The following is an 11,728-nucleotide window of genomic DNA, read 5'->3' on the forward strand; positions in this document are numbered from 1 at the left end:
TACCCCAACGAGGTGAAGATCCGCTTTATGACCGACGCCATTGTGGTGCTCTGCACCTGCCCAGATCAAACCAGTGCCGACCTTCTCTGCGAACAGCTGCTGAACCAGCGGCTGGCCGCCTGCATTAATCAACTGCCGGGCATTACCTCCGTCTATCGTTGGCAAGGCAAAGTAGAGCGCGCCACCGAGATCCAGCTCATCATCAAATCCCGCCAGCCACTCTTTGCCGAGCTGCAGGCATGTATTCAAACCAATCACCCCTATGAGGTTCCCGAGCTGCTGGCCCTGCCGGTGAGTGCCGGACTACCCGCCTATCTCGACTGGCTCAATGGGGAGACCTCATGACGTTCACCCGCTTGCTCTCTCCCCTGTTGCTGCTCTGTGCCCTGTTGATGACAACAGTGGGCAGCGCCCCTGCCCACGCCAGCAGCGCCGATCTGCTCAGCTCGCTGGGCATTGAGGCCAATGCCAAACCCAAATTTTTGCAGGTCGATGAGGCCTTTCAGATCGAGAGCGAACAGCGTGGCGATCAGCTGCTGCTGACCCTCCACATCGCCGATGACTACTACCTCTATCGCCACAGCCTGCGCTTCAAGGGGAACAACCTCACCTTCAGCGAGCCGACCCTGCCGGAAGGCACCGAGCACGAGGATGACTTCTTCGGCAAGACCCGGGTCTACTACCAGCAGGTGAGCATCGCGGTGCCGCTAAAGGAGGTGGGGGAAAATGCCACCCTGCGGGTGCGCTATCAGGGCTGTACCGACGGCCTCTGCTACCCGCCGACCGACAAGCTGATCGATGTGGCCCCGCTGGTCACGGCAACCACAGTGTCCACTGCTGAAACGGCACAAAACGTCGCACCGGTTAGCCAGCAGGATCAGCTGGCCGCTGCCCTCGGCCATCAGGGGTTCTGGCTCAGCATCGTCGCCTTCTTCGCACTGGGGCTGGGGCTCGCCTTCACCCCCTGCGTCTTCCCCATGTACCCAATCCTGACCGGCATCATCGCCGGCGCCGGTCATCGCCTCTCCACCGGTCGCGCCTTCCTGCTCTCCATGGTCTATGTGCAGGGGATGGCGATGACCTACACCCTGCTGGGGCTGGTAGTGGTCTCGGCAGGGCTGAAATTCCAGGCGGCGCTGCAACACCCCTATGTGCTGATCGGCCTCTCGGTGATGTTCGTGCTGCTGGCCCTCTCCATGTTCGGGCTCTACACCCTGCAACTGCCGAGCAGTTTGCAAACCCGGCTCTCCGGCCTCTCCAACCGCCAGCAGGGCGGCTCGGTAGTCGGGGTCGCCATCATGGGGATGATCTCCGGGCTGGTCTGCTCCCCCTGCACCACAGCACCGCTCTCGGGGGCGCTGATCTACGTAGCCCAGAGCGGCGATCTCTGGCTCGGCGGGGCGGCGCTCTATGCGCTCTCACTGGGGATGGGTCTGCCGCTGCTGCTGCTCGGCACCTCGGGTGGCAAGCTGCTGCCCAAGGCGGGCGCCTGGATGGATGTGATCAAGCAGCTGTTTGGTTTTGCCCTGCTGGCGGTGCCGATCCTGCTGCTGTCACGGCTATGGAGCGATCAAGTTACTACCCTCGCCTGGCTCGGCTGGGGGCTGCTGCTGTGCGGCTACCTCTATCACCACAACCAGCACCAACCCCACTCGGTGGCCCAAAGCGTGCGCGGCTTCGTGCTGTTGCTGGCGATGATCAGCGCCGTGGTGGTGGGCAAGGATCTGCTGCAACCGGCCACCCCTGCTGCCGTCACGGCGGGCGCTAGCCAGAGCGCCCCGCAGTTTATCCGCATCAAGACGCTGGATGATCTCAAGGTGCAGCTGGCCGCCGCCCGCGGCAAGCCGGTGCTGCTCGACCTCTACGCCGACTGGTGCGTCGCCTGCAAGGAGTTCGAGCACAAGACCTTCAGCGATCCCGCGGTGCGGGAGCGCTTCGGCCAGATGGTGCTGCTGCAGGCGGATGTTACCGCCAACGACGATGCCGATGTCGAGCTGCTCAACACCCTCAATGTGCTGGGGCTGCCGACCCTCATCTTCTTCGACCGCGAGGGCAAGGAGCTGACAGGGCAGCGGGTCACCGGTTTTATGGGGCCTGCCGAGTTTCTAGGCAGGCTTGATCAGCTACGCTGACCAGCGGCCCCCTGTCGAAAGACAGGGGGCCGCCTCATACGTTACGTACTGATTTTTCTGGCAATCTCTTGTATATGACCGGCAGCATGGCAGAATTTGCCCTTCGATTGTCTCGCCCGTCCGGAGTTTTGATGAAAAAGTGGTTCATCCCCCTGCTAGCCCTCTGGCTTTATGGCTGCAGTGCAGGGCCCGGTGAAGAGGATATCCGCCAGCAGGTCACCGCCAAGCTGCTGGCCGAGACAGACGCCAACCTGTTCGATATCAGCGACTTCACCATCCTCGGCAAGGAGGAACGGATGGAGGGGGTCTATCTGGTCAAGGTGAGTTACCAGCTCCACTTCAAGCAGGGGCTCGATCAGTTGCAGGTGTTGCACGACGAGGATCTGGTCTACGACCGGGTTGGCCCCTTCCAGCAGGAGATGGGGCTGATGGAGCTCGAGCGAAAATATGGCGAGTTCGAGACGGGCCAGGTGCTGCCGCAAGAGGCAGAGGTGTGGATGATGAAGAGCGAACAGGGATGGCGGCTGGCGGAACCGGCCCAATAAAGCGCTTTCCGCCCCTTATGCTCTGCCACGACTCTCCTGCCGTTGCCAACCAGCTCAAACCTGGGTATCGACCCGATACCCTTTTCGCTCGGCAGGTTCGTTCGGCAGCTTGCTGGACAACCCTGACAGCACCTCCTTGAGGGTGACCCCGCTCTCTGCCGCACCACTGCTCTCCAGCAGCTTGGTCAGCTGGCTCTGCAAGGGGTTGACCGCTTCACGCTCGGCTCCTTGCTCGCTCTCTTTTTCCTGTCCGCCCTGCTGATCCAGCGTCTCCAGCAGGCGCTCCAGATCTCGCTTGAGCGGGTTCTCGCTGCTGTCGGCGATGGCGAGTTTGCGCTGTTCCTGCTCTTGCCGCTGTTGTTGCTGCAATGCCAACTGTTGCTCCTGCTGCTGTTGCAGGGAGCCCATCATGGTGTTGATGAACGCTTCCAGCGAATCCCTGATTGAAACAGTGCCACCGCCGCTGCTCTCCCCTTGCGGTGACAGCCCCAGCTCATCCAGCACAGCGCCAAGGTCGCGCACCAGGCTGTCACTGCCCGTTGATGGTGAAGTTGCAGCCCGCTCCTGTGCCTGCACGGCGGGAGAACCCTGCCGTTGCGCCAGCGGGGTGAGCCCGCCTGACGCGACCACATTTATCTGCATCTTGGCCCTCCTCTCCCCGTCCTCGGCCCTTTCTCGGCAAATATTCCGGCAATCTGACAACCCCTTGCCCCTTGGCAGATAACCGCTCTCACACCTAAAAGATAGCGCCAATCGGACGAGATTGGCGCGAATGCATCTTTTGGTCTATCGGGCGGAACGATAGTGCTAACCCGCTATAAACAAGGGCTGGCAAGGGGGCTTAGTTCAGCCATCACTGCACAGGCTGACAATCGGGGTCAGAAGATATCCTTCATCCGGTGCCACAGCATACCCAGTGCCAGCAGCGGGGAGCGCAACGCCGGGCCGCCGGGGAAGGTGATATGGGGCACGCTGGCAAAGAGATCGAAACCCCGGCTTTCGCCGCGGATCGCCTCGGCCACCAGCTTGCCCGCCATATGGGTAGCGTTGAGGCCGTGACCCGAGTAGGCCTGGGCGTAGAACACGTTGGGGTGTTCCTTGAGACGGCCAATCTGCGGCAGCCGGTTGGCGCCAATCCCGATCATGCCGCCCCACTGAAACTCGATGGCAGTGCCAGCCAGCTCGGGGAATACCCGCAATAACTTGGGTAGCATGAAGGCCTTGATATCGCGGGGATCCCGGCCGGAGTAATTGCAAGCGCCGCCAAACAGCAGGCGGCCATCGGCAGAGAGGCGGTAGTAGTCGAGGGCCACGTTCTGATCGCACACCGCCATGTTTTGCGGCAGCAATCTCTGGCGCAAGCGGCGATCCAGCACCTCGGTGGCGAGGATGTAGGAACCGGCCGGCAGCACCCGCCCTCCCAGCTCTGGATTGAGGTCGTTGAGATAGGCGTTGCAGCCGATCACCAGATAATCGGCGGTGACCCGGCCATGAGCCGTGGTCACCTCCACCTGCTTGCCGTAGTCGATATGGGTCACTCTGGAGTGTTCAAACAGGGAGACCCCGAGGCTGGCGGCGGCGCGCGCCTCGCCTAGCGCCAGATTGAGGGGATGGAGATGGCCGGAGCCCATGTCGATAAGACCGCCGATATAGCGATCCGACCCCACCACTGTATGGATATCTTCCCGCGGTACCAGCTTCAACTCGTGCTCGTACCCCAGACTCGCCAGATGGTCGAGCTCCTCTTCGAAACCAGCCAGATGGCGCTGACGGGTGGCCAGATCGCAGTAGCCCCAGGTGAGATCGCACTCGATCTTGAAACGCTCGACCCGCTCGCGTACCAGTTGCACCGCCTCCAGCCCCATCAGGTCGAGCTCGCGTACCCCTTCCTCACCAATCCAGCGGGCGAACTGGCTGGTATCGTGGCCGATACCGCGAATAAGCTGACCGCCGTTGCGCCCGGAGGCGCCCCAGCCGATGCGGTTGGCCTCCAGCAGCACCACCTTGTAGCCCGCATCAGCCAGATTGATGGCGATGTTGAGGCCAGTAAAACCGCCGCCGATGATGCAGACGTCAGCCTTGTGCTCCCCCTCCAGCTCGGGCCACTGTTGCGAGTCGTTGCGGGTGGCCGCGTAGTAGGAGGCGACGTGCTCCTGATATCCGTTGTGCTTTCCTGCCTGCATACTCAGCATCCTGCCTTGGTTGCAAATTGTTTAATAAAATAAGCAAAGTTGTTTCGATAATACCCAGTTCCTCCTCCACTCACCAACCGGTGCGGATCACAGAAATGCAAAAGGCGCCCCGAAGGGCGCCTTTTCATGCAATCAAGGTGCTGTAACGAATTACAGTACGTCGATAGCGTTCAGGTCGGAGAATGCTTTCTCCAGACGAGCGATCATGGAAGTCTGACCTTCACGCAGCCATACGCGCGGATCGTAGTACTTCTTGTTCGGCTTGTCGGCGCCTTCCGGGTTGCCCAGCTGGCCTTGCAGGTAAGCTTCGTTCTTCTTGTAGAAGTTCAGCAGACCTTCCCAGGTTGCCCACTGGGTGTCGGTGTCGATGTTCATCTTCACTACGCCGTAGGAGATGGACTCGCGGATCTCTTCCAGAGTGGAACCTGAACCACCGTGGAATACGAAGTCCAGAGACTTGGCTGGAACGCCAAACTTCTCGGAAACGTACTTCTGGGAAGCGTCCAGGATGGACGGGGTCAGCTTGACGTTACCCGGCTTGTATACACCGTGTACGTTGCCGAAGGAGGCAGCGATGGTGAAACGCGGGCTGATCTTGGACAGACGCTCGTAAGCGTAAGCAACATCTTCCGGCTGGGTGTACAGAGCGGACTGATCCATGTGGCTGTTGTCGACGCCGTCTTCTTCGCCACCGGTGCAACCCAGTTCCAGCTCCAGAGTCATGTTCATCTTGGCCATGCGGGTCAGGTACTCGCAGCAGATGTCGATGTTCTCTTCCAGAGACTCTTCGGACAGATCCAGCATGTGGGAGGAGAACAGCGGCTTGCCGGTTTCAGCAAAGTGCTTCTCGCCCGCTTCCAGCAGACCGTCGATCCACGGCAGCAGCTTCTTGGCTGCGTGGTCGGTGTGCAGGATTACCGGCACGCCGTAGGCTTCGGCAACAGCGTGAACGTGCTTGGCACCAGAGATGGCACCCAGGATGGCAGCTTTCTGACCTTCCAGCTTCAGACCCTTACCGGCGGTGAACACGGCACCACCGTTGGAGAACTGAACGATAACCGGCGCTTTAACCTTGGCGGCAGCTTCCAGTACGGCGTTAACGGAGTCGGTACCAACGCAGTTTACGGCCGGCAGAGCAAAGCCGTTCTCTTTAGCGATGGCGAACACTTTCTGAACGTCATCACCAGTGATCACGCCGGGTTTTACGAAGTCGAAAATTTTCTTAGACATGTTTAATCGTCCTGTCTCGTATGCCGTTAATAAAAAATGGGGGGTTCATCATGAACCGGCACAGCGGGCACATGATAAACGAAACGGGAGGCTTTTGCCCCCCGTTCCGGGTCAATTAGGCTTTGGCGCGCTGTTCCAGAATCGCAACAGCCGGCAGTACCTTGCCTTCTACGAACTCCAGGAAGGCGCCGCCGCCAGTGGAGATGTAGGAGACTTTGTCAGCGATGCCGAACTTGTCGATAGCAGCCAGGGTGTCACCACCGCCAGCGATGGAGAAGGCCGGAGAAGCTGCGATGGCTTCAGCGATAACCTTGGTGCCTTCGGCGAACTGGTCGAACTCGAACACGCCAACCGGACCGTTCCACAGGATGGTCTTGGCGTTCATGATGATGTCAGCCAGGGCCTTGGCAGAATCCGGGCCGATGTCGAAGATCATGTCGCCGTCGGTCACGTCAGAGACGGACTTGATGGTCGCCGGAGTAGACTCGGAGAACTCGGCACCTACAACCACGTCGGTGGTCACAGGAATGTTGGTCTCGGCAGCCAGTTTCTTGGCGGTGTCGATCAGGTCGTGCTCGCACAGGGACTTGCCGACGTTGTGACCGGCAGCAGCGATGAAGGTGTTGGCGATGCCACCACCGACAACCAGCTGGTCAGCGATTTTGGAGAGGGATTCCAGAACGGTCAGCTTGGTGGAGACCTTGGAACCGCCAACGATGGCAACCATCGGGCGCTCGGGCTTCAGCATGGCTTTGCCCAGCGCTTCCAGTTCACCCGCCAGCAGCGGACCGGCACAAGCGACCGGAGCGAACTGGGCAACACCGTAGGTGGAACCTTCGGCGCGGTGAGCAGTACCGAACGCATCCATTACAAAGACGTCACACAGGGCGGCGTATTTTTTGGCCAGCTCTTCGGTGTTCTTCTTCTCGCCTTTGTTGAAGCGGCAGTTTTCCAGTACAACCAGCTCACCGGCAGCGACTTCTACGCCATCCAGGTAATCCTTGGCCAGGCGAACCGGGCAGGACAGAGCGTCTTTCAGATAGTTGACAACCGGAGCCAGGGAGAATTCTTCGTTGTATTCACCCTCGGTCGGACGACCCAGGTGGGAGGTGATCATCAGCTTGGCGCCCTTTTCCAGAGCCAGCTTGATGGTCGGCAGAGTCGCAACGATACGTGCATCGGAGGTGACCTTGCCGTCTTTTACCGGTACGTTCAGGTCAGCACGGATCAGAACGCGTTTACCCGCCAGATCCAGGTCAGTCATCTTGATAACAGACATATTCAGTCCTCTATATTTTCCAGGTAATGTTAAAAACAGTAACCTTTCGCCCGGGGCAGGCTCAGCCTGCGGCCATCATGGCCCGGGTGGTATCCAGCATCCGGTTTGCGAAGCCCCATTCGTTATCGCACCACATCAACATCTTGACGAGGTTGGCATCGCTCACCCGGGTCTGGGTACCATCAATGATGCAGGAGTGTGCATCATGATTGAAGTCTACGGAGACCAGAGGTTCTTCCGTGTAATCCAGAATACCGTGTAATGTACCTCTGGATGCCCGTTGCAGGGCTTGATTTACGTCAGTAACTGTCACTTTTTTACGAACAGTAATACTGAGATCCATCGCTGTTACATTGATGGTCGGCACCCGCACCGCGATCGCCTCAAACTTGCCGGCGAAGTGGGGCAGGATACGCTCCAGCCCCTTTGCCAGCTTGGTGTCCACCGGAATGATGGACTGACTGGCAGCGCGGGTTCGGCGCAAGTCACTGTGGTAGGCATCGATGACTTGCTGATCATGCATGGCCGAATGAATTGTCGTAATAGTACCACAATTTATCTCGAATTCTCGATGCAATGTTTCAATCACCGGCACCACGCAGTTGGTAGTACAGGAGGCGTTGGAGACAATCCGCTCCGCTCCGGTGAGGGTATGATGGTTGACCCCGTAGACCACGGTGGCATCCACATCCGCATCCGCCGGGTGGGAGAAGAGCACCTTGCCCGCCCCCGCCGCCAGATGCAGCTCGGCATCGGCCCGCGAGCCAAATACCCCGGTGCAATCGAGCACCACGTCCACCCCCAGCGCCCGCCACGGCAGCTTTGACGGATCCCGCTCGGCAAACAGGGAGATGAGATCCTCCCCCACCAGCATGCTGTTGCCCGCCAGTTGCACCGGATGGTGGAAGCGACCGTGACTGGTATCGTAACGGGTCAGGTGCACCATGGCCTCGGGGGCCGCCAGCTCGTTGATGGCGACGATCTTGATGGTCTTGTCGCGCCCGCTTTCATAAAGGGCTCGCAACACGTTGCGACCGATCCGCCCGTAACCATTGATGGCAATCTTGATCATCGAGAATCCGTTTCCTTGAACCAGCAACAGGACGGCGCACCGGCCGCCCAGGAGCCCCGGCTACGACAGCAGGGCCTCCTTGAATTCACCGCGGGCCAGCAGTGCCGCCCCGAATACCCCGGCACTGTCGCCAAGGGCTGGAGCAATAATGGGGGCACTGAAACGGGGATTAAAGAGGAAGGGCAAAATAGTCTGCCGCCCGGCGCTGTAAAGGCTCTGCACATTGCCCACCCCACCGCCGATGACGATCACATCCGGGTCGAGAATGTTGACCACGTTGGCCAGCGCCTGACCAAACAGCAGGTGCAGCCGGTCGATGGTGAGCTTGGCCACATGATCGTGGGCGGTGGCCGCCGCGATTTGAGCGAGCGAGAGGTGGCGCTTGGCCTTGGCCTCGTACCAGGCCTCCAGCGCCGGACCGCTGATCAGGGTCTCGACGCAGCCACGCTTGCCGCAGTAGCACTCGGGGCCATCAGGGGAAAGCACGTTGTGGCCCCACTCACCGGCGATGCCGTGGTGGCCGTTAAGGATCTGGCCGTTGATGACGATGCCGGAGCCGACCCCGGTGCCCATGATGATGCCGAACACCACTTTCGCATCGGGATGGTGCTGGCGCACCGCACCAAGATGTGTTTCTGCCAGCGCGAAGCAGTTGGCGTCGTTGGCGATCAGCACCGGCACACCCAGCTTGCGCTCCAGATCCTCCTTGAACGGCTTGCCGTTGAGCTCGGTGGTGTTGCAGTTCTTCATCAGGCCGGTCTGCGGATCCCGCGCCCCCGGCGTGCCCATGCCGATGACAGTCGGGCGCTGGCCAATCTTCTCGGCACACTCAGCTACCAGTTTGGCGATCTGGCCGATCATGTGCTCATAACCGCCCGCCCGCTCGGTGGGGATGCGGTGGCGCAGCAGCACCTCGTCGCCATCCAGCACCACGCATTCACACTTGGTACCACCAAGATCGATACCCCAATCCAGTGACTTGCTGCTCATCTTGCCTCCTGCACGGCCGCCACGCTCTCGTCGTCACGGCGCCATTTTTTAATGTAAAACGGGGCCTGACGGCCCCGGATTTCAAACACACTCTTCTTCTCTCGCCCCGGCCTTAGCGACCATGGTACTGGGCGGAGAGCTCGTGTACCGCGTTGACGAACACACCGGCATGTTCCGGGTTCACATCCTGATGGATGCCGTGGCCGAGGTTGAATACGTGACCATTGCCGTGACCGAAACCGACCAGAATGGAGGCGACCTCTTCACGGATGCGAGCCGGAGTGGCGTAGAGCATGGAGGGATCCATGTTGCCCTGCAGCGCCACCTTGTCACCGACCCGGCGCTTGGCATCGGCGATGTCGGTGGTCCAGTCCAGACCCAGCGCATCGCAACCGGTGGCGGCGATCTGCTCCAGCCACTGGCCGCCGTTCTTGGTGAACAGGGTGACCGGCACGCGGCGAGCGTCGTGCTCGCGGATCAGGCCATCGACAATCTTGTGCATGTACTGCAGGGAGAAATCGCGGTAATCGCGCGGGGTGAGCACGCCGCCCCAGGTGTCGAACACCATGACCGCCTGGGCACCCGCCTTTATCTGGGCGTTGAGGTAGGCAATCACGCTGTCGGCCAGCTTGTCGAGCAGCAGGTGCAGGGTTTGCGGCTCTGCGTACATCATCTGCTTTATCTTGGTGAACGCCTTGGAGCTGCCCCCCTCCACCATGTAGGTGGCCAGAGTCCATGGGCTGCCGGAGAAGCCGATGAGCGGCACTTCGCCCTTCAGTTCGCGGCGAATGGTGCGCACCGCATTCATCACATAGCCCAGCTCATCTTCCGGATCCGGAATGGGCAGCGCCTGCACATCGGCCATGGAGGTGATCGGACGCTCGAAGCGCGGGCCTTCACCCTGCTCGAAGTAGAGGCCCAGCCCCATGGCATCGGGCACGGTGAGGATGTCGGAGAAGAGGATGGCGGCATCGAGCGGGTAGCGGCGCAGCGGCTGCAGGGTGACTTCACAGGCCAGCTCGGCGTTGCGGCACAGGGACATGAAATCCCCCGCCTGGGCGCGAGTCGCCTTGTATTCCGGCAGATAACGGCCAGCCTGGCGCATCATCCATACCGGGGTCATATCCACGTCCTGACGCAGCAGGGCGCGCAGGTATCGATCGTTCTTCAGCTCTTTCATCCCAGTTCCTGAGTTCGTATCACGCATAAAATGGCGGTCATAATACCACTTTGCCCAGTCAAGCGGACTGCCCAAAACGTGGCAAATGGGCGCGCGGTTGCAAAGATGTGAAGGGGCGCAAACCAGAGCGCCCCGTTTTTAAAAAGAGGTGCAAAAAGGTTGGCGAAAAGATAAGCGCCGTTACCCCTCGCCAGCCAGTGACAACTCGATCAGCCGCCGGGCAATGGTGCCGTGGGGTGGCAAGCGCGGCAAGCGGTCAGCAACAAAGAAAGCGGCAGCGACCAGTTCGTCATCCTGCACCCTGATCTCGCCGCTCTCGTAGTCGGCGGTAAAGCCCATCATCAGGCTGTGGGGGAATGGCCAGGGCTGGCTCGCCACATAGCACACATTGCGCACCCGGATGCCGCTCTCCTCGAACACCTCCCGCGCCACGCACTGCTCGAGATTCTCCCCCGCCTCCACAAAGCCGGCCAGCACGGTATACATGGGATCGTCAGCCTGATAGTGACGGCGATGGGCCGCCAAGAGGATCTCCGGCCCCTTGCGCACCGCCACGATAATGCAGGGGGAGATGCGCGGATAAACCGTATGTCCGTGCTGGCACACCTGCGCCCACTCCCCCGCCTTCGGGGTCATGGGGGCGCCGCACTCGCCGCAGAAACGGTGGGTGCGACGGAAGGTAACGAGCTGCCAGGCACGACCTGCGAGGCGAAAGCCCTCTTCGTCACCCGCCACCATCAGCTGGCGCAGGGGGGCCATCATAGTCGTGTCGGCCTCAGCCCCCAGATCCAGCAGATAACAGGGCAGCCCCTGCCACTCGTCAAAACGCTCGAAACGGGCGTCAGCCAGCGCTGCGGGCAGGCACGCTTTACTGCCCTGTGGCACCTGACCCTGCTGATCGAGCAGTACCAGATGATCGCCCCCCAGCACGAACCAGCGGGCTTGTTCGGTTAATGACATCAGATAAACACTCTCGTTAAAACAGAACCCTGACCACGGCTGGCCGACCAAGGGGCAAACGCCGCGCGAATGGCTCCCATCTTACGACCAGCAAGGGTCGCTGACGACCCCGCCGTGGCCGATTGTCCCATTCGTAAAAAACGGATGG

Annotated in this window: 11 protein-coding genes; 3 read left to right on the forward strand and 8 right to left on the reverse strand. The window is 60.5% G+C overall.

Going from position 1 to position 11,728, the window contains the following annotated elements; translation table 11 throughout:
* Positions 1-27 precede the first annotated feature (27 nt).
* From cutA to OKB77_RS21595, 3 genes are all read left to right on the forward strand, one after another.
* Positions 28-345, forward strand: a complete 318-nt coding sequence (gene cutA, locus OKB77_RS21585; RefSeq protein ID WP_064341342.1) for a divalent-cation tolerance protein CutA — start codon at positions 28-30, stop codon at positions 343-345.
* The gene (locus OKB77_RS21590; protein WP_199428483.1) at positions 342-2,132 is read left to right on the forward strand and encodes a protein-disulfide reductase DsbD; all 1,791 of its coding nucleotides are present in this window, start codon (positions 342-344) and stop codon (positions 2,130-2,132) included. Before cutA ends, OKB77_RS21590 begins: the two co-directional genes overlap by 4 nt.
* A 131-nt stretch (positions 2,133-2,263) precedes the next feature.
* Positions 2,264-2,677: a hypothetical protein gene (locus tag OKB77_RS21595; protein ID WP_123172439.1), complete on the forward strand. Its 414-nt coding sequence runs from the start codon at positions 2,264-2,266 to the stop codon at positions 2,675-2,677.
* 54 nt (positions 2,678-2,731) lie between these two features.
* On the opposite strand, the gene OKB77_RS21600 is transcribed toward OKB77_RS21595, so the two are convergent.
* From OKB77_RS21600 to nudC, 8 genes are all read right to left on the reverse strand, one after another.
* Complete coding sequence (locus tag OKB77_RS21600) at positions 2,732-3,319, reverse strand: hypothetical protein (RefSeq protein ID WP_064341339.1); 588 nt, start codon at positions 3,317-3,319, stop codon at positions 2,732-2,734.
* A gap of 236 nt (positions 3,320-3,555) precedes the next feature.
* Positions 3,556-4,860 (reverse strand): NAD(P)/FAD-dependent oxidoreductase, encoded by a 1,305-nt coding sequence (locus OKB77_RS21605; RefSeq protein WP_123172438.1) that lies wholly within the window; start codon positions 4,858-4,860, stop codon positions 3,556-3,558.
* A gap of 159 nt (positions 4,861-5,019) precedes the next feature.
* Positions 5,020-6,099, reverse strand: coding sequence for a class II fructose-bisphosphate aldolase (gene fbaA / locus OKB77_RS21610; protein WP_005340963.1), 1,080 nt, complete (start codon positions 6,097-6,099; stop codon positions 5,020-5,022).
* Positions 6,100-6,214: 115 nt separating this feature from the next.
* Positions 6,215-7,378: a phosphoglycerate kinase gene (locus OKB77_RS21615; protein ID WP_005335436.1), complete on the reverse strand. Its 1,164-nt coding sequence runs from the start codon at positions 7,376-7,378 to the stop codon at positions 6,215-6,217.
* A 61-nt stretch (positions 7,379-7,439) separates the two neighbouring features.
* The gene (gene epd / locus OKB77_RS21620; protein WP_005335438.1) at positions 7,440-8,450 is read right to left on the reverse strand and encodes an erythrose-4-phosphate dehydrogenase; all 1,011 of its coding nucleotides are present in this window, start codon (positions 8,448-8,450) and stop codon (positions 7,440-7,442) included.
* A 60-nt stretch (positions 8,451-8,510) separates the two neighbouring features.
* The gene (locus OKB77_RS21625) at positions 8,511-9,440 is read right to left on the reverse strand and encodes an ROK family protein (protein ID WP_123172437.1); all 930 of its coding nucleotides are present in this window, start codon (positions 9,438-9,440) and stop codon (positions 8,511-8,513) included.
* Between the two features lie 112 nt (positions 9,441-9,552).
* A complete protein-coding gene (gene hemE, locus OKB77_RS21630; protein ID WP_123172436.1) occupies positions 9,553-10,620 on the reverse strand; it encodes a uroporphyrinogen decarboxylase in 1,068 nt (355 codons plus the stop codon).
* A gap of 180 nt (positions 10,621-10,800) precedes the next feature.
* Positions 10,801-11,580, reverse strand: a complete 780-nt coding sequence (gene nudC / locus OKB77_RS21635; RefSeq protein ID WP_123172435.1) for an NAD(+) diphosphatase — start codon at positions 11,578-11,580, stop codon at positions 10,801-10,803.
* Between the last annotated feature and the right edge of the window lie 148 nt (positions 11,581-11,728).

The sequence above is a fragment of the Aeromonas sp. Y318-3 genome, from assembly GCF_027706185.1.
In the GTDB taxonomy this organism is placed as follows: Bacteria; Pseudomonadota; Gammaproteobacteria; order Enterobacterales; family Aeromonadaceae; genus Aeromonas; species Aeromonas veronii.